The sequence below is a fragment of the Pseudomonas tructae genome (assembly GCF_004214895.1).
Classification (GTDB): Bacteria; Pseudomonadota; Gammaproteobacteria; order Pseudomonadales; family Pseudomonadaceae; genus Aquipseudomonas; species Aquipseudomonas tructae.
Map to the genome: position 1 here is coordinate 4384902 of NZ_CP035952.1, position 17146 is coordinate 4402047.

Annotated in this window: 15 protein-coding genes and 1 tRNA gene; 7 read left to right on the top strand and 9 right to left on the bottom strand. The window is 62.0% G+C overall.

Annotated elements, in window-relative coordinates; genetic code table 11:
- Positions 1-36: 36 nt before the first annotated feature.
- A complete protein-coding gene (locus EXN22_RS20065) occupies positions 37-969 on the bottom strand; it encodes a LysR family transcriptional regulator (protein ID WP_130265700.1) in 933 nt (310 codons plus the stop codon).
- A gap of 123 nt (positions 970-1092) precedes the next feature.
- On the opposite strand from EXN22_RS20065, the gene EXN22_RS20070 reads away from it, so the two are divergent.
- Positions 1093-1842, top strand: a complete 750-nt coding sequence (locus EXN22_RS20070) for a 3-oxoacyl-ACP reductase family protein (RefSeq protein ID WP_130265701.1) — start codon at positions 1093-1095, stop codon at positions 1840-1842.
- A gap of 6 nt (positions 1843-1848) precedes the next feature.
- On the opposite strand, the gene EXN22_RS20075 is transcribed toward EXN22_RS20070, so the two are convergent.
- Entirely contained in the window at positions 1849-2736 is an 888-nt protein-coding gene (locus EXN22_RS20075) for a LysR family transcriptional regulator (protein ID WP_130265702.1), read from the bottom strand.
- A gap of 106 nt (positions 2737-2842) precedes the next feature.
- On the opposite strand from EXN22_RS20075, the gene EXN22_RS20080 reads away from it, so the two are divergent.
- Positions 2843-4036 (top strand): MFS transporter, encoded by a 1194-nt coding sequence (locus EXN22_RS20080; protein WP_130265703.1) that lies wholly within the window; start codon positions 2843-2845, stop codon positions 4034-4036.
- Here the strand turns inward: EXN22_RS20080 and EXN22_RS20085 are convergent.
- Genes EXN22_RS20085 through EXN22_RS20105 form a run of 5 tightly spaced genes read right to left on the bottom strand, consistent with a single transcriptional unit; the run spans position 4033 to position 10350 of the window.
- A complete protein-coding gene (locus EXN22_RS20085) occupies positions 4033-5373 on the bottom strand; it encodes a TolC family outer membrane protein (RefSeq protein ID WP_130265704.1) in 1341 nt (446 codons plus the stop codon). The genes EXN22_RS20080 and EXN22_RS20085 overlap by 4 nt on opposite strands.
- Positions 5374-5385: 12 nt before the next feature.
- Positions 5386-6684: an HlyD family type I secretion periplasmic adaptor subunit gene (locus tag EXN22_RS20090; protein WP_130265705.1), complete on the bottom strand. Its 1299-nt coding sequence runs from the start codon at positions 6682-6684 to the stop codon at positions 5386-5388.
- Complete coding sequence (locus tag EXN22_RS20095; protein ID WP_130265706.1) at positions 6681-8423, bottom strand: type I secretion system permease/ATPase; 1743 nt, start codon at positions 8421-8423, stop codon at positions 6681-6683. The genes EXN22_RS20090 and EXN22_RS20095 overlap by 4 nt, the downstream gene beginning before the upstream one ends.
- A gap of 46 nt (positions 8424-8469) precedes the next feature.
- Entirely contained in the window at positions 8470-8844 is a 375-nt protein-coding gene (locus tag EXN22_RS20100) for an AprI/Inh family metalloprotease inhibitor (protein ID WP_233281657.1), read from the bottom strand.
- A gap of 54 nt (positions 8845-8898) precedes the next feature.
- A complete protein-coding gene (locus EXN22_RS20105; RefSeq protein WP_130265708.1) occupies positions 8899-10350 on the bottom strand; it encodes a serralysin family metalloprotease in 1452 nt (483 codons plus the stop codon).
- A 440-nt stretch (positions 10351-10790) separates the two neighbouring features.
- On the opposite strand from EXN22_RS20105, the gene EXN22_RS20110 reads away from it, so the two are divergent.
- Positions 10791-11171 carry a hypothetical protein gene (locus EXN22_RS20110; RefSeq protein WP_130265709.1) on the top strand — a complete coding sequence of 127 codons (381 nt, stop codon included), beginning with the start codon at positions 10791-10793 and terminating at the stop codon, positions 11169-11171.
- A gap of 219 nt (positions 11172-11390) precedes the next feature.
- Positions 11391-13520 carry a TonB-dependent siderophore receptor gene (locus tag EXN22_RS20115; RefSeq protein ID WP_130265710.1) on the top strand — a complete coding sequence of 710 codons (2130 nt, stop codon included), beginning with the start codon at positions 11391-11393 and terminating at the stop codon, positions 13518-13520.
- Positions 13521-13606: 86 nt separating this feature from the next.
- Here the strand turns inward: EXN22_RS20115 and EXN22_RS20120 are convergent, their stop codons facing one another.
- Both EXN22_RS20120 and EXN22_RS20125 read right to left on the bottom strand, forming a co-directional pair.
- On the bottom strand, positions 13607-14122 hold the full coding sequence (locus EXN22_RS20120; protein WP_130265711.1) for a DUF6630 family protein: 516 nt from the start codon (positions 14120-14122) through the stop codon (positions 13607-13609).
- 71 nt (positions 14123-14193) lie between these two features.
- Positions 14194-14283 (bottom strand) — tRNA-Ser (locus tag EXN22_RS20125).
- Positions 14284-14572: 289 nt separating this feature from the next.
- Here EXN22_RS20125 and EXN22_RS20130 point away from each other — a divergent pair.
- The 3 genes from EXN22_RS20130 to EXN22_RS20140 all read left to right on the top strand — a co-directional run bounded on the left by EXN22_RS20130 (position 14573) and on the right by EXN22_RS20140 (position 17143).
- Positions 14573-15262 carry a crotonase/enoyl-CoA hydratase family protein gene (locus EXN22_RS20130; RefSeq protein WP_130265712.1) on the top strand — a complete coding sequence of 230 codons (690 nt, stop codon included), beginning with the start codon at positions 14573-14575 and terminating at the stop codon, positions 15260-15262.
- A gap of 121 nt (positions 15263-15383) precedes the next feature.
- Positions 15384-16106 (top strand): lysophospholipid acyltransferase family protein, encoded by a 723-nt coding sequence (locus EXN22_RS20135; RefSeq protein WP_130265713.1) that lies wholly within the window; start codon positions 15384-15386, stop codon positions 16104-16106.
- A gap of 65 nt (positions 16107-16171) precedes the next feature.
- Positions 16172-17143, top strand: coding sequence for a magnesium and cobalt transport protein CorA (locus EXN22_RS20140; protein ID WP_130265714.1), 972 nt, complete (start codon positions 16172-16174; stop codon positions 17141-17143).
- The last annotated feature ends 3 nt before the right edge of the window (positions 17144-17146 follow it).

Here is a 17146-nt window from a genome sequence, read left to right on the forward strand (position 1 = left end):
CGCCGCTCCTACAAGTGTGTAGCGGCGGCAGCCAGCTCATAAAGAACCCAATGCATCGAAGCGCTGCGCCAGCCCCTGCCGGGCAAACTGCTCGATGACAAAGTCGACAAAGGCCCGGGTCTTGCCCGGGAGCAATTTATGCTCGGCGTAATACAGCGAGATATTGCCGTCATCCACATACCAGTCCGGTAACACTCGCTGTAGCCGGCCAGCCTGCAGGTACGGCACGGCAAACGGCATGCTCACCAGCGCCACGCCCAACCCCTGCTCCGCCGCCGCACAGGCGGCTTGCGAGTCACTCATGGTCATGCGCAAACGCAGGCTCAAAGGGCTCTGCTCCCGCTCGCGGCTGGTCAGCGGCCAGGAACGCACACGCCCGGTCTGCGGTGAACGAATGAGGATGCCATCGAGCGCGTGCAAATCGGCAGGCTGAGTAATCGGCGGATGCTCCTGCAAATATGCCGGCGCAGCTACCAGGATCCGGTGCGCCGGGGTCAGCTTGCGCGCGACCACCCCTTGCGGCAGATCGAAACCACCACCAATGGCCGCATCAAAGCCCTGACCGATCAGGTCGACCTGACGGTTGTCGAAATGCCAGTCCGGACTGATCGCCGGATAGCGGCGCAGAAACTCTGCGAGCAGTGGCACGATGTATAAGCAGCCGAACACCGTGCCCATGCTCACTTTCAAGGTGCCGGCCGGCTGCCCTTCGGCACTGGCCAGATTGGCCACGGCATACTGGATGGTCTGAAAACTTGCGGCCACCTCCGCAAGAAAACGCTGCCCGGCTTCGGTCAGGGTCAGGCGCCGGGTGCTGCGCTGGAACAAGCGCACGCCCAGGCGCGCTTCCAGCCGGGCGACGTTCTTGCCCACCGCCGCCGGGGTCAGACTCAGGCGCCGCGCCGCTTCGGCAAAGCTGCCGACTTCGGCACTGCGGACAAAACACTCGATGCTGCTGAACGACTCCATTGCGGCGATTCCATACTTCTGGTTTACACAGACTATAGCGATTAGTGGCTACCGGCAGGGTAATCTGCGGCCAATACTGGGCGTCATCCAAGGCATCCGGCCTTGTTCTTTCGGGAGCACAGCATGTCGACCCAATCCAGCCTCCACGGCAAAACAGCCCTGATCCAGGGCGGTTCGCGCGGTATTGGCGCGGCCATCGTCAAACGCCTGGCCGCCGAAGGCGCCAGTGTCGCCTTCACCTACGCCAACGCCACGGCCCAGGCCGATGCCTTGCAACGCAGCATCATCGCCGCCGGCGGCAAGGCCCTGGCCATCAAGGCCGATAGCGCCGACGCCAGCGCCGTGCAGCAGGCAGTGCAGGACACGGTCGAGGCCTTCGGTGGCCTGGATATCCTGGTCAACAACGCCGGGGTACTGGCAGTCGGGCCGCTGGCGGGTTTCAGCCTGGAAGACTTCGACCGCACCCTGGCGGTAAATGTGCGCAGCGTCTTCGTTGCCACCCAAGCCGCCGCTCGGCACATGGGCCCGGGCGGGCGAATCATCAACATCGGCAGCACCAATGCCGAACGCATGCCCTTCGCCGGCGGCGGCCCCTATGCCATGAGCAAGTCGGCGCTGGTCGGCCTGACCCGTGGCCTGGCCCGCGATCTTGGGCCATTGGGCATCACTATCAACAACGTCCAGCCCGGCCCGGTGGACACCGACATGAACCCGGCCCAGGGCGAGTTCGCCGAAAGCCTGATGGGCTTGATGGCAGTGGGCCGTTACGGCCATGTCGACGAAATCGCCAGCTTCGTCGCTTACCTGGCCGGCCCCGAAGCGGCCTACATTACCGGCGCCAGCCTGACCATCGATGGCGGCTTCGCGGCCTGAGGCCAGTCAATGATGATCCCGGCCCGCCAGGCGTTGTTCAACCAACTGGACAAACGCCCTGGCGGCCGGGGTCGGGTGCCTCGACCAGATCGCATACACGTGACGTACCGGCGCATCCTCGAGCGCGACCACTGCCACGCCATTGAAACTGTTGGCGATCCGCGCCGGCACCAGGCCGATAGCCAGGCCGCGCTTGGCGAATTTTTCCACCAGGCGGATATTGGTTATTTCGAACTGCACCCGATGGCGCACCCCGGCGACGGCAAAGGCCTCGTCGGTCTGCCGGCGGGCACCGCTACCGGCCGGAAAATCCACCAGCGGCTGTGCTTGCAGATCGGCCAGGGACAAGCGCGCCACGCCCGCCAAAGGGTGCTCGAGGGCCATCACCGCCACCAACTGTTCTTCGGCCAGCAGGCGGTGCTCGACACCGTCCAGTCGCTCGCCCGGCCAGACCCCGATAAAGCCCACGTCCAGGCGCCGCTCGCGCACATCGGCGATCAGCAGTTCGCTCTTGGCCATCAGCCAGCGGATATCCACCCGCGGGTGCTGGGCATGAAAATCAGCCAGCAGATCGACCAGATCCAGTTCGGTCAGCGAGGTAATCTCACCGACGGACAATTGCCCGCGCACCTCACCGCAGGCCGCGGCAACATCCTCGGCAATCCGCCGGGTAGCTTCCAGTGCGGGTCGGGCGCTGTGCACGAAGGCTTCGCCCGCCGGGGTCAGACGCACGCGCCGCGAACTGCGCTCGAACAGGCTGACGCCCAGGGTCTCTTCGAGCCGGGCAACCTGATGGCTCAGGGCCGACTGCACCACATGACAACGCTCGGCGGCGCGGGTGAAGCTGCCGGAATCGGCCACCGCGAGGGCATACTCAATCTGCTTGAGGTTCATGGATTGATCTATTTTCAAGATGGATAGAATGAAAACGATACATTGGCGTCATGCTAACGCATTTCCGATACTGTCACTTCCCAACTGCCACTGATCGAGACGGTCCATGACCTCTTCCAGCCATACCCTGAGCCGCGGCCTGATTCTGCTGATGGCGACCGCCACCGGCCTTGCCGTCGCCAGTAATTACTACGCGCAACCCCTGCTGCACAGCATCGCCGAACATTTCGGCCTGACCACCGCCAGCGCCGGGGCCATCGTCATCGCTGCGCAACTGAGCTATGGCGCCGGGCTGTTGCTGCTCGCACCACTGGGCGATTTGTTCGAGCAGCGCAAGCTGATCGTCAGCATGATTGCCATCAGCACCCTGGGCCTGTTGATCAGCGCCTTTTCGCCAAGCCTGGCGTGGCTGCTGATCGGCACCACCCTCACCGGTCTGTTTTCGGTGGTTGCTCAGGTGCTGGTACCCATGGCGGCTGGCCTGAGCGACCCCGCGCAACGCGGACGGGTGGTCGGCACCCTGATGAGCGGGCTGCTGCTGGGCATTCTGCTGGCGCGCACGGCCGCAGGTTTCATGGCCGAGCTGGGCAGCTGGCGCAGCATCTACCTGCTGGCCGCGGCGTTGATGGGGCTGTCGGCGATCGCCTTGTTCCGCGCCCTGCCCGAGCGCCATCAGCATGCCGGGCTGAGCTATCCGGCGCTGCTGGGCTCGGTGTTTCGCCTGTTCATCGATGAGCCGATCCTGCGCTTGCGCTCGTTGCTGGGCCTGTTGTCGTTCAGCCTGTTCGCCTTGTTCTGGACGCCGCTGGCGTTCCTGCTGTCGGCCGAGCCGTACCACTACTCCGATGCGGTGATTGGCCTGTTTGGCCTGGCCGGTGCCGCCGGCGCCCTGTCGGCCAACTGGGCCGGACGCCTGGCCGACCGTGGCCAAGGCCCGCTGGGCACTACGGTTGGCTTGCTGGCACTGCTGTTCTCCTGGCTGCCGCTGGCCTTTGCCCAGTCGTCGCTGGTGGCGTTGCTGGCCGGGGTGCTGATGCTCGACCTTGCGGTGCAACTGGTACACGTGAGCAACCAGAACGCCGTGATTGCCCTGCGCCCGGAAGCCCGCAACCGCCTGAATGCCGGCTACATCACCTGCTACTTTATCGGCGGCGCACTCGGCTCGTTGCTGGGCACGCAACTGTTCCAGCGTTATGGCTGGGACGGCATCGTCGTCGCCGGGCTGAGCATTGGCGCCCTGGCCCTGCTGGTCTGGGGCCTGGCCGAACGCCAACGCGTCTTGCGCCTGGGTACCGCCTAACGGCGCAGGAAAGCCTCATCGACCTGGGCCAGGTGCTCTTCGCGCAAGGTTCCGGCGTAATAATGCAGCTTGATCCAGGCCAGCAGGTAATCGTAGCGGGCCTGGGCCAGGTCGCGGCGAGTGGTCGCCAGTTGCTGCTCGGCATTGAGTACATCGAGGTTGACCCGCTCGCCCCCCAGTACACTCTGACGCGTCGATTGCACCAGCGCCTGGGCCGAGGTCAGCGCCCGCTCATAGGCACGCAGGCGGCTGACGCCGGACTGACAGGCGTTGTACTGACGACGCAGCTCGATCAGGGTTGCCCGAGTACTGCCGTCCAGCTCGTACTCGGCCTGCTCCAGGTTGCGACTGGCCTGACGGGTGGCCGCCGACACACCACCGCCGGCAAACAGCGGCAGGCTGACTTCGATGCCAATGGTGTTGGTGTCGTAGCGCTGGTTGTAGGTGTTGCCACTGTCCGATTGCATCTGCCGCGAAGTGGCGTAGGCGGATACCTTGGGCAGGTGGCCTGCGCGGTTGCGCTCCACTTCGAACCCGGCCACTTCCAGGGCCTGGCGCTGGGACGCCAGTTGCGGATTGTTGGCCAGGGCCAGCTCATGCCAGGCCTCATAGGTCGCAGGTTGCAGCGCTAGCAGAGTAAAACCGTCGTTGAGCGGCGCCAACTCGTCGATCAACGCTGCGGGCTCGCCGATCAGCGCGCCCAGCTCGCGCAGGGCCGCGTCCTGGTCATCGCGCGCCTGGATTTCCTCGGCGTCAGCCAGCTCATAACGGGCCTGGGCTTCGAGGATGTCGGTACGGGTGCCCTCGCCCTGCTGGAACAGTTGCTGGTTCTGCTCGAACTGCTGGTGATAAGCCTGCTTGCTGGCAACGCTGATACTGATCTGGTCCTGAGCGAACAACGCCTGGGTGTAACTGCTCATCACCCGCACCAACAGTTCCTGGCTTTTACCGCGAAACTCCTCGTCGGCAAACAGTGCCTGGGCCACACCCTTGCGGTAGTTGGCATAGGCCTCGTAGTCGAACAAGGGCTGCTGGAGGATGAAGGTCGAACCATAGCTGTTGTAATGGCGGTCTTCATCTTCGCGCCGCGAATCGCCCAGATAACGGGCTTTTGAATCGTTGCGGCCCTTGTTGTAGTTGTACGACAGGTTCGGCAGCAAGCCGGCGCGCCCAATGGCGCGGTTTTCCTGCCCGGCTTCGCGGGCCTTGAGCGCGCCAAGGAACACCGGGTCCTTATGCAGCGCCTGTTCATACACCTGAAACGGCCCCATGGTCTGCGCGTGCGCACCTGTTGTCAGGGCGAACGCCGCCAGCAGCCCGGTCATCAAGCTTTTCATGCACGGGCTTCCTTATTGTTCGGTCAACGCGGTACCTGCCCGGTCGAGCAGGGGTTTGAACAGGTAGTTGAGCATCGAGCGCTCGCCGGTACGCACAAACAGTTCTGCAGGCATGCCCGGTTTGATCACCAGGCCGTCAAGGCGCGCCAGCGCCTGTTCGCTGACACTGCTGCGCAGTACGTAATACGGCTGGCCGGTCTTGTCGTCGAGCAACTGGTCAGCGGAAATCAATGCCACCTCGCCGGAGACCCGCGGCGTGCTGCTCTGGTTGAAGGCGGTGAAAAGGATATCCACAGGCAACTGCATTGCGACTTTATCCACAAGGTTGACCGGCAGCCGCCCTTCGACCTCCAGGGCAGTGCCCTGGGGCACCACCTCGAGCAGGGTTTCACCGGCGCGTATCACCGCGCCCTCGGTATGCACAGCAAGGTTGACCGCAATACCGTCGGCCGGAGCGAGAATCTCGCTGTGTTGCAGGTCAAAGCCGGCCGAGGCCAGCTGTTGTTCGAGGGTCACGCTTTTGAGCTGTGCCTCGGCCAACTGGCTGCGCACTTCTTTCTGATACTCCTCGCGGCGCTGTTGCAGGTTCAGCCGCGACTCGACAATGCCCTGCTCCAGCCGCGCGCTGTCACCGCTGTTCTGCGCCAGGTCACGCTGGACCTGGGACAACTGACGCTGGTACTCCAGCAAGCGGTTGCGCGGAATGTAACCCTGGCTGGCCAACGGCTTGAGGTTCTCCAGTTGCTCGCGCAACGAGTCGGCCTGGGCCTGCAAGTCACCGTGGGCGCGGCGCATGCCGGCCAGTTGCGCCACCGCGCCATCGATACTGGCCCGCAGCGCAGCCTGCTCGCGGGCCTGGGCGTCACGGCGGCTGCTGAACAACTGGCGCTGGCTCTCCAGCACCAGGCTCAATTGCGGGTCAGGGTTGCTGCTCAGCGGCTCGGGAAAGATGATTTCGCCGAGGTTATCGCGCTCGCTCTGCCAACGGGCCAGGCTGGCCCAGGCCAACCGGTACTGGGCTTGCAGCGCCTGAACATCAGCCTGAACCTGGGTCTGGTCGAGGCGAAACAGCGGCTGGCCCTGGGTCACCCGCTGACCTTCGCGGACCAGGATGCGGCTGACCACGCCGCCGGCCGCCGACTGCACGGCCTTGCGCTTGCCCGAGACCACCACCGTGCCCTGCACGGCAATGCCCTGATCAAGCGGCGCCAGGGTCGCCCAGGCGATGAAGCCACCAAAGCCGACCAAGGTCAGCAACCAACCCAGGCGCACATAAAAACGGGCACTGCGACTCTTGTCCACGCGGCTCATGCGCCACCTCCGGTCGCCAGCGCGGCATTGGCGGGCTGGCGCTGCACCTGTTCCTGAGCACGGCTCAGGGCCTGCAAGACTTCATTGGCCGGACCGAAGGCCTGCATGCGGCCTTCGCTGAGCACCAGCAACTTGTCTGCCTGGGCCAGGGCGGCCGAGCGATGGGTCACCAGCACCACGGTGCGGCCCTGGGCTTTCATCTGCGCAATGGCAGTGGCCAGTGCCGCTTCGCCGCTGGTGTCGAGGTTTGAGTTGGGTTCATCCAGCACAATCAGGCTCGGCCCACCGTAGAGGGCACGGGCCAGGGCGATGCGCTGCTTCTGCCCGCCGGAGAGGTCGCCGCCGTCTTCACCCAGGCGCGTGTCGTAGCCTTGCGGCAGGCGCAGGATCAGCTCATGCACGCCGGCCTGACGCGCAGCCTCGACCACCTTGAGGCCGTCCAGCTCGGCAAAGCGGGCGATGTTTTCGGCAATGCTGCCACGCAGCAATTCGATATTCTGCGGCAGGTAGCCAATGTACGGGCCCAGGTCCTCACGGTCCCAACGGTGCAGGTCGGCGCCGTCCAGGCGTACGGTGCCGGCCAGGGTTGGCCAGACGCCTACCAGCACCTTGGCCAGGGTCGACTTGCCGGAACCGGACGTGCCCAGCACGCCAAGCACTTCCCCGGCCCCCAGGTTGAAGCTGATTTGCTGCAAGGTGGCCACGCGCTTGCCTGGCGGGCCGGCACTGACCTGCTCGAAACTCAGGCGCCCGCTTGGCGCTGGCAAGGGCATCGGTGCTGGCGGCTCGGGAAACGCGCGCAGCAGGCCGTCCAGGTGTTTGTAGGCCATGTGCGCCCCACTCCACTGCTTCCACACGGCAATCAACTGATCGATGGGACTCAGTACCCGGCCCATGAGGATCGACCCGGCGATCATCATCCCCGGCGTCATCTGCCCTTCGATCACCAGCAAGGCGCCCAGGCCCAACACCAGCGACTGCAGGCACAAGCGCAACGACTTGCTGATCGCGGTGATGACAGCCGAGGTGTCGCTGGCCTGGTTCTGCAAGGTCAGAAAGCGCGAATGCAAGGCAAACCAGCGCTGGCGCAAAGCGCCAAGCATGCCCATGGCCTGGATGCTCTCGGCATTGTGCAACTGGCTGCTGGCCAGGTGCGTGGACTGCTGCTGGAAACCGCTGGCTTCAATCAGCGGCTTGTGGGTCAGGCGCTCGTTGAGCACCGCCAGGACAATCAGCAGCAGCGCCCCGGCGCAAGCCATGACGCCCAACCAGACGTTGAACAGGAACATCACCGCCAGATAGATCGGAAACCACGGCGCATCAAAGAAGGCAAACAGTGCAGGACCGGTGACAAATTGCCTCACCTGGGTCAGGTCATTGAGTGCTTGCCCGGCCTGACCATCACCCTGACGCAAGTTGCGCTCAAAGGCCGCCCGGTACACGCTCAGGTTAAAGCGCTGTTCCAACTGGTTGCCCACTCGAATAACAATGAAACTGCGGATCGCCTCCAGCGCCCCCATAAATACAAAGAAGCCGACCACCATCAAGGTCAACATCCACAGGGTGGTCTCATTTTGTGAAGACAGTACTCGATCATAGACTTGCAGCATATAAATCGAGGGCACCAGCATGAGCAGGTTAATCAATGCGGTAAAACAACCCACACTGATCAGCGTGGACTTGTGATCTGCCAGTGCCGCCCACAAGAGCGCACCGGCTTTATTATTCGGCCTGTTCATCGTCCGCCTTTCTATCCCTGAAAAATCGGCAATCACCTACAAGTTTTTAATCTTTATTCTTACGTTCCAACCACAGTATCTTTTGCGATGGCGAGGTCCAGGTGAAGAGACCTGGCGCATCACGATTGAAGTGCACCAGTGCGCTGCCACTGCCATCGAGCAATGCCACCGTGTCGGGGGTCGGCAGCCAGCCACCGGGACGCGCGCCGATCAACTTTTCCACGCAGTCCAGGTCGCCGCGCAAGCTTTGCGAGGCTTCCAGTTGCAGCTCACAACCGGCAGCGCGATCGCCTTCAGGGTACAACGTCCAGTCACCGGCCAATTGCGCGGGAGTGGGGAGTAAGAGACTGCTTGCCATGCCAACCTCGGTCATCAACATCAGGGGAATCGCGCCGAGCGCGATCATTCGCTTGAGAGCCATTATCTGCCTGCCTCAGAAAAGGCGGCGCAACAGCGCCGCCCCTTCAGCTTGCTATCAGACCACGATATCCGTGGCGACCGCCTGACCTACGGTAGTCACCAGGAAATCAGACAGGCTGTTGCCGGTGAAGTCGATCGACAGGCTACCGAGGTTGCTTGCCTGATCGAAGCTCAGCACTGCCTCGCCGGCATGCCCGGTGAAGGCATCAACGAACTGCAGCGGCAGCTTGCTGACAGCAAAGGCCGAGATTGCCGACAGATCGATCTTGTCCTGGCCGCTGACAAAATCCATGATCCGGTCGGGATTGCTCGGGGTCGAATCGCTGCTGGCAGCGAAGACGAAGGTGTCGGAACCGGCACCACCCCAGAGTTTGTCACCGCCACCGGCGCCGTAGATGATGTCGTTACCGGCACCGCCCTTGAGCTCGTTGGCCACGGCGTTGCCGATCAGCAGGTCGTTGCCCGAGCCACCGATGGCGTTCTCGACGATGACACCCTTGGCAATGGAAATATTGCCAATCATGCCGCCGACATCGGAGAACGACGCGTCATTGAGGTTGATCTTCTGGTTTTGGGTAAAACCGGAGAAGTCCAGGGTGTCGTTGCCGCCACCGTCCCACACCGAGAAAACGACTTTCGACGACGCCGAAGTGGCCGAGTAGAAATCGCGCTCAGCGGTGGAGTTGAAGCCGTACACGGTGTCGCCGGAGCGAGTCGCGTAGTTGGCACCATAGAGCTTCTGGATGGCCGCGATGTCATCCATCAGTGGCGCCGAGGAGTACACCTGAACACCACCCTTGGTGAAGTTCTGGCTGGTATTGCTCTCGCTCCAGTAGCTCATCACGCTGTAGCCGCGGGTGTCCTGAGCGTAGACCGCATCTTTGTAAGTCGGGACGCCCTGCCCGGCGTTGTAGTCACCGGGATGAAGCAGACCCAGCGAGTGGCCGATCTCATGGGTCAGGGTCTGACGACCATAGTTGCCGTCCTGCGGGTTGACGTTGGCCTGGTAATCCTTGTTGATCAGGTACCAGGACTCGCCCTTGCGCGCGCTGTTAGGCAGGTAGGCAAACGCGGCGCCGCCGTTGCTGGCGCTGAAGTTGGCAAAGGTCATGTGACCGTCGCCGCCTGAACGCGCCTCATCAAACGTTACCTTGGCAACATCCGCCCACGACTCCATGGACAGCTTGGCCTGGGCCTTCTGCTGCGCCGAGAAGGCGCTGAAGGAACCCAGCCCACGGCTGGCGAACCCGGCCGGTGCCGAGGTCAGAAAGGTGTAGGTCAGGTTGATGCTACCGTTGTCGTTCAGGTCATCCCAGGCGGCGTTGGCACGCAGCAGGTTGTCTGCCGCTTGATCCACCGTGAACGACTTTTTGCCATTGACCAAGGCGCTGCCGCCACGATCATACTGATGGCTGAAGCTATTGATCAGGCCGTAAGCAGAACTCGCACCGTGCGGCTGCAAAACAGAACCGGCAAAACCAATAGCGCTCTCTTTGACTTTAGACATACAGACACTTCCTTGTTTACACAAAAAGCAGTTGTTGTCCGATAGGACGCTCCCGCGGCGAGATCGTCCTATCACTCGCCTTACTTGAGGCCGGAGAAAACTGACACACTACGAAATGAGCTGTCCAGCTTTTTTTGACGCCAAATATTCATGTAGGCAGATTGCAAAAACACCAACTTAGGCAGGTCAATTTGCGCAAACGAAATACACTCAAAAGCGTGTGCCAAGACGAGTTGTGACCACCGGGTTTTATAGTAAAAGTCGAACTTTTTTTACAAAAAAGCGACCTATATATACTTCTGTTCTATGCACTGCGATTGTGCGTATTACTTTTTGACTACAACTGCCCCCTTGACCCTCCGTCGCCTGAGCATTGACTTGTGTCGGCCGCTGGCGCTGAGTAGGGATTGGTCAAAAGCCCTTTTATCCTGGATGCCCTTATGACAAGACTCACGGTTCAATCCGGCGATTTCTTGCAAGGTGAAGGCGAGTACCGCAATGGATCGCTCACACTCAAGACCGCCCGCAGCCCCTCACCGGGCGAGAAAATCGCCCTTACGCGCATTACCGATCTGGTCCTCGCCAATCTGGAGTCCAGCCGCAGCCTGGGCGGTGCCCTGGGCTGGGGCATGGCCGGCGCCCTGGTTGCAGGCCCGGTCGGGCTGATCGCAGGCCTGTGGCTAGGCGGCAAGGAAGAGGAGGTGACCTTCCTGGCAACCTTCAAGGATGGCCGCAAGCTGATGGCCATCACCGACAAGAAGACCTGGTCGAAAATCGATGGCAACTGGCGACGGCATGCCCAGGCAGCAGCCAACGGCTGAATCCGCATGACACTCGTTCGTTCATGACAATGGCAATCGATTGAAAACAGGGGCGCCGCCCGTCAGCCGCCCCTGCTAAGATTGCGCTCCCGCCTGCCCGGCGCAATGTCGGCAGGTTTACCTTGCCCGCCCATTTCCCTCTGCGTATCGGGCATCCAGCCCGTGGACAGCAGCCGAACGATAACGGCGCGTCTGTGTTCGTCTTCAAGGAGCTTCTGCATGACCCTGCCCCGCCCTCGCCTGCCCATGCGCCTGCTTAGCCTGAGCCTGGCGTTGCCGGCCTGGCACAGCCTGGCCCAGGATCGCATCACCCTGGCGCCGGTGCAGGTGTCCGAAACCTACAGCGAGGGCTATCAGGCCCGCGAGGCTGCGGTCGGCGGCTGGCAGCCGGCGCCTGTGCTGGATACTCCGGCATCGATTGCAGTATTCAATGAGCAACTGCTCGCCGATCGCCAGGTACGCAAGCTCAGCGAGGTGCTGCAAAGCGACGCCTCGGTCGGTGAAAGCTACGCCCCCATCGGCTACTACGAAAACTTCAACGTGCGCGGCTTCGAGCTCAATGCCGCCAGCAGCTACAAGATCAACGGCCAGACCATCGCCGGTGAGCAGAACGTGGCCCTTGAAAACAAAAAACAAGTAGAGCTGCTCAAGGGCCTTTCGGGCTTGCAAAGCGGCGTAGCGGAACCGGGCGGCCTGATCAACTACGTCACCAAGCGCCCGGAGGAGGTGCACTCGGTGACGGTGTCGAGCAACGAGCAGGGGGAGCGCTACCTCGCCACCGACCTGGGCGGCTGGTTCGGCAGCCAGCGCCAGTTCGGCCTGCGCGCCAACCTCGCGCATGAGGACATCCGCTCCTACGTCGATCACGCCGACGGCAAGCGTGATTTCGCCTCCCTGGCGTTCGACTGGCAGATCAACCCCGACGCGGTGCTGCAACTGGACGCCGAGTACCAGCAGCGTGAGCAGCGTTCAGTGCCCGGCTATCAGTTGCTCGGTGGCAACAGCCTGCCCCACGGCATCGACCCGCACGATCGCCTGGCTTACCAGCACTGGGCCAACCCGGTGAGCATCGATTCGCTCAACCTTGGCGGACGCTTCGAATATCGCTTGAGTGACAACTGGACAGGCATCGTCAGCGCCTCGCGCAGCAAGGTGGTGATCGATGACTACAGCTCGTTTGCCTGGGGTTCGAGCGAGGGTGCCCACTTCAGTGAAGCAGGCGACTATGACATCTATGACTACCGCAGCCCCGACGACACACGGCGCACCGACGAGGCCCAGGTGACGCTCAATGGCCGCTTCGATACCCAGGGTATTGGCCATGAACTGACTGTTGGCAGCAGCGCCCAGCGCCGAACCCTCGACCAGCGTCCCTACTTCAATGAGTGGATCGGCAGCGGCAATATCTACCAACAAACACCAGCGCTTGACCCGTCCGAGAAGTCGCCTGGCCACAGCACGCGCAGGCTCGATAGCCGGCAGTACGGGATATTCGCCAGCGATCGAATCAGCCTCAATGATCACTGGCAAACCGTGCTGGGCGCGCGCCTGGTACGCCTGGATGAAAAGACCTTTGCCGAAGACGGTAGCCCCAGCCGCCACACCCGTGACTATCAACTGCTACCCAACGCCGCGCTGATCTACAAACCACGTGCTGACATCTCGCTGTACACCAGCTACAGCAAAGGATTGTCTGCCGGCGGTACTGCCCCCTGGTTTACCAGCAACAGCGCGCAGATCCTGGCCCCGACCCTGTCCCATCAATTGGAGGTCGGCATCAAGCGCGACTGGCAGCGCCTGAGCCTGAGCGCAGCCCTGTTCCAGCTGCGTCAGGCCTATCAGTATTCACAACCTGACGGTGCGGGTCATTTCACCTATGTGCAGCAAGGCCAGCAAAAGAACATCGGCCTGGAACTGGGCGCCAGCGGCTGGCTGACCTCGAACCTGCAGGTCAATGCCAGCGCCGCCGCAATTCGGGCACGGGTCAAGAACAGCGGCACGGCGGATTTTGAAGATCATCAAGCGCTGAACGTACCGAACTTCCGTGCTGCCGTGCAGGCCGACTACAGTCTGCCGGTTGCGGGCCTGGCCCTGCTCGGCGGGGCGCGCTACAGCGCCAGCAAGTACGCCAACCAGGCGGGCACGGTGGCAGTGGGCAGCTACGCGGTGTTTGACCTGGGCAGTCGCTACAGCACCCGGATTGGCGGCTACGACACGGTGCTGCGACTGATGGTGGATAACGTCTTCGATAAACGCTACTGGCGCGATGCCGGGGAGTATCTGGGGGATGGCTATCTGTTTCAGGGGGCGCCACGGACAGCGCGGGTTTCAGCTTCCATGAGTTTCTGAGGGTCCTATCGCGGGGCAAGCCCGCTCCCACAGGTTCAACATCCAAACTGTGGGAGCGGGCTTGACCCGCGATGAAGACAGCGCCATCAGAACGGCTCACTACCCTCACGAATCTCCACTTCCAGTACCTCGCCCAGCTCGACCAGGCGCGCCGCCACATCCGCAGGGGTGATGAAACCGCTGTAGCAGTCGCCGTCGGTGGACCAGTTCCACAACACCAGGCCCTGCTTGTGCAGTTCGTCGTGAGCAATGACCATCAGCTCCGGTACTGTGGTGCCTTCGAGGAAGTCTTCATCTTCCGCGTCCTCGACACCGAAAGTGACTTCGGCATCGCGCGCCTGCGCCAGCTCCTGCACGCTCTGCACGAACGACTCGGTGTCCTTCCAATCGACAAAGAACACCGACTCCCAGTCAGCCACGTCCTTGACAATCCACATCAGTTGCTGCGGATCGTCCTCGAACTCTTCGGCGTCATCTTCATCCAGCTCGACCTCGCGCAGGGCCTGCACGTGCTGGCTGGCCATTTCGGCCGTCGGGCTGATCAAGGTCAGCAGTTGTTCTGCGGCAAGGATCTGCGCTTTGGTGAAACATTCTTTGAGCATCTGAAACATCCTTTTTCATGGGCAAAACAAAAAGCCCCCGGCCTTGTTCAGGTCGGGGGCTTTTCTAGATATGGCGGTGAAGAAGGGATTCGAACCCTTGATACAGTTTCCTGTATACACACTTTCCAGGCGTGCTCCTTCAGCCACTCGGACACTTCACCGTTTCTCTTCAAGCTATTCAGCCTGTCGAGGCGCGCTAATGTAGTCGAAAGAGGTTCTGATGGCAAAGGTTTTTTTCAGAATTTTCATGTGCTTAAGCCAATCAGGCAAAAAAACCGAGCACGCAGGGCAAAGCCGCCATTCTCTGGCGTGCTTTGGTAGCCCGGTTCTGCCCGGGCCCGCCAGACAAGGCAAGCGCCTTGCAGGCTGACCGGCCAGTCAGTCACAGCGCTTTACCTGGGGCACTTGCCTGAGTAACGTCTGCCCCACTCTCCCTAAAGGAACCCTGTCATGAGTGAGCTGATTACCTACCACCTCGAAGACGGCATTGCGACCCTGACCCTGAACAACGGCAAGGTCAACGCCATCTCGCCTGACGTCATCCAGGCCTTCAATGCCGCCCTCGACCAGGCCGTGCAAGACCGCGCGGTGGTAATCATCACCGGCCAACCGGGCATTCTCTCCGGTGGCTATGATCTGAAAGTCATGACCGCCGGCCCCAAGGAAGCCGTCAGCCTGGTCACCGCAGGTTCGACCCTGGCCCGGCGCATGCTCTCGCACCCCTTCCCGATCATCGTCGCCTGCCCGGGCCACGCCGTGGCCAAAGGCGCGTTCCTGTTGCTCTCGGCCGACTACCGTATCGGCGTCGAAGGCCCGTTCAGCATCGGCCTGAACGAAGTGCAGATCGGCATGACCATGCACCACGCCGGCATCGAACTGGCCCGTGATCGCCTGCGTCGCTCGGCGTTCCACCGCTCGGTGATCAACGCCGAAATGTTCGACCCGCTCAACGCTGTGGACGCCGGCTTCCTCGACAAGGTAGTGCCCATTGAACAGCTGCAGGAAACTGCGCTGGCGGCGGCACGCCAGTTGAAGAAGATCAACATGAACGCCCACAAGCACACCAAGCTCAAGGTGCGCAAAGCACTGCTGGATATCCTCGACGACGCGATCATGCGCGACCAGGAACACCTGGGCTGACCCCTACCAAGGCCTGATTGCAACTAATTGTGTAATCAGGCCTGCCGACCCCAATGAGCGTTTGCCGATAGAAGTGCACATCCGTACACTGCGCCGCGTTTGCCAGCTATGAGTCGTACGAATGCTCTTTCTTATCCGCATGTTCCTGTTGGGGCTGCATTTTCTCCTGGCCGGTGTTCTCGGTGTGCTGGTTGGCCTGTGCCGACCGTTCAACCCGGACAACAGCCGAATCTGTGCGCGCCTCTATGGCCTGCCTGCCACCTGGTTGATGCGCATCGAGATCAAGGCCGAAGTCGGCCCGCTGTTTGACCAGCCGCCCGGTTGCGTGATCATTGCCAACCACCAGTCCAACCACGATCTGTTCGTGCTCGGCCACGTGGTTCCGCGGCGCACCGTGTGCATCGGCAAAAAAAGCCTGAAATGGGTCCCGCTGTTTGGCCAGTTGTTCTGGCTGGGCGGCAATGTCCTGGTCGATCGTGGCAACGCCTATCAGGCGCGCCGGGCGATGCAGACCACCACCCGCACCCTGAGCGAAGACAACACCTCGATCTGGGTCTTCCCGGAAGGCACGCGCAACCCGGGCGAACAGTTGATTCCCTTCAAGAAAGGCGCCTTCCATATGGCCGTCGAGGCCGGTGTGCCGATCGTGCCGGTGTGCGTCAGCCGCTACGCCAGTCGCCTGAGCCTCAACGGCTGGCGCCGCAGCAAGGTGATCATCCGTTCGCTGGCGCCGATTGCCACCAGCGGCCTCACCCAGCAGGACGTGCCGGCCCTGGCCGAACAGTGCCGCCTGCAGATGCAGCAGTGCATCGATCGCATGGAAGGTGAATTGACCCTGGTGTGAACGGTTGCCGAATCGTGCCGGTCAGCCCAAGCTACTGGCACGGTTAATTGAAGAAGCGGACAACCATGGGTCGAGTCGTTGCAGCGGCGGTGTACAGCGCCGGCAGAAAGGTCACCAACATCAGCCTCGACGAAGGCAGCCAGTGGGCAAGCAAACCCGGGCATTTCGTCTGGATCGGCCTGGAAGAGCCCAACGCCCAGGAGCTGGCCAACCTGCAACGCCAGTTCAACCTGCATGAGCTGGCCATCGAGGACGCGCTGGAAAAACACAGCCGGCCCAAGCTCGAGACTTTCGGCGATGCCCTGTTCATCGTCACCTATTCGCCGGTGCGCCATGAAGGCAAGCTGGAGTTCATCGAAACCCATATCTTCGCCGGCAACGGCTACATCATCACCGCGCGCAACGGTCACTCGAAATCCTACGCCCTGGTGCGCCAGCGCTGCGAGGCCCGGCCGCTGCTGCTTGAGCACGGCGAAGACTTCGTGCTTTACGCCCTGCTCGACTTTGTCACCGAAAACTATCAGCCGGTCAGCGAAGCCATTCATGGCGAGATCGAGGAGCTGGAGCAAAGCGTACTCAGCGGCTCGCTCAAGGAAGAAGACATCCAGCGCATCCACAGCTTGCGCCGCGACATCCTGCGCCTGCGCCGCTACGTGGCGCCGATGGTCGAGGTCAGCGAAGAACTGCAGCGCCTGACCTTCCCGTTTATCGACAAGAACATGCGCCCATACTTTCGCGATGTGCAGATCCACGTCACCCGGCAGATGGAAGACCTGGCCGGGATTCGCGATATCGCCAGCCAGACCATCGAGATCGGCATGCTGCTGGAGTCGTCACGCCAGAGCATCGTGCAGCGCAAATTCGCCGCCTGGGCGGCAATCCTGGCGTTCCCCACGGCAGTGGCGGGGATCTACGGGATGAACTTCCAGAACATGCCGGAACTGGGCTGGCACTACGGCTACTTTGCCGTGCTGGGCGGGATCGCCGTGGGTTGCACGGCGCTGTATGCCAGCTTCAAGCGCTCCGGCTGGCTATAGCGG

Coding starts and splice junctions, on each gene's coding strand:
- EXN22_RS20110 (WP_130265709.1), top strand. CDS start 10,791: ATGACAAGACTCACGGTTCAATCCGGCGATTTCTTGCAAGGTGAAGGC.
- EXN22_RS20120 (WP_130265711.1), bottom strand. CDS start 14,122: ATGCTCAAAGAATGTTTCACCAAAGCGCAGATCCTTGCCGCAGAACAA.
- EXN22_RS20075 (WP_130265702.1), bottom strand. CDS start 2,736: ATGAACCTCAAGCAGATTGAGTATGCCCTCGCGGTGGCCGATTCCGGC.
- EXN22_RS20100 (WP_233281657.1), bottom strand. CDS start 8,844: ATGGCTCTCAAGCGAATGATCGCGCTCGGCGCGATTCCCCTGATGTTG.
- EXN22_RS20115 (WP_130265710.1), top strand. CDS start 11,391: ATGACCCTGCCCCGCCCTCGCCTGCCCATGCGCCTGCTTAGCCTGAGC.
- EXN22_RS20105 (WP_130265708.1), bottom strand. CDS start 10,350: ATGTCTAAAGTCAAAGAGAGCGCTATTGGTTTTGCCGGTTCTGTTTTG.
- EXN22_RS20130 (WP_130265712.1), top strand. CDS start 14,573: ATGAGTGAGCTGATTACCTACCACCTCGAAGACGGCATTGCGACCCTG.
- EXN22_RS20095 (WP_130265706.1), bottom strand. CDS start 8,423: ATGAACAGGCCGAATAATAAAGCCGGTGCGCTCTTGTGGGCGGCACTG.
- EXN22_RS20135 (WP_130265713.1), top strand. CDS start 15,384: ATGCTCTTTCTTATCCGCATGTTCCTGTTGGGGCTGCATTTTCTCCTG.
- EXN22_RS20140 (WP_130265714.1), top strand. CDS start 16,172: ATGGGTCGAGTCGTTGCAGCGGCGGTGTACAGCGCCGGCAGAAAGGTC.
- EXN22_RS20070 (WP_130265701.1), top strand. CDS start 1,093: ATGTCGACCCAATCCAGCCTCCACGGCAAAACAGCCCTGATCCAGGGC.
- EXN22_RS20080 (WP_130265703.1), top strand. CDS start 2,843: ATGACCTCTTCCAGCCATACCCTGAGCCGCGGCCTGATTCTGCTGATG.
- EXN22_RS20090 (WP_130265705.1), bottom strand. CDS start 6,684: ATGAGCCGCGTGGACAAGAGTCGCAGTGCCCGTTTTTATGTGCGCCTG.
- EXN22_RS20085 (WP_130265704.1), bottom strand. CDS start 5,373: ATGAAAAGCTTGATGACCGGGCTGCTGGCGGCGTTCGCCCTGACAACA.
- EXN22_RS20065 (WP_130265700.1), bottom strand. CDS start 969: ATGGAGTCGTTCAGCAGCATCGAGTGTTTTGTCCGCAGTGCCGAAGTC.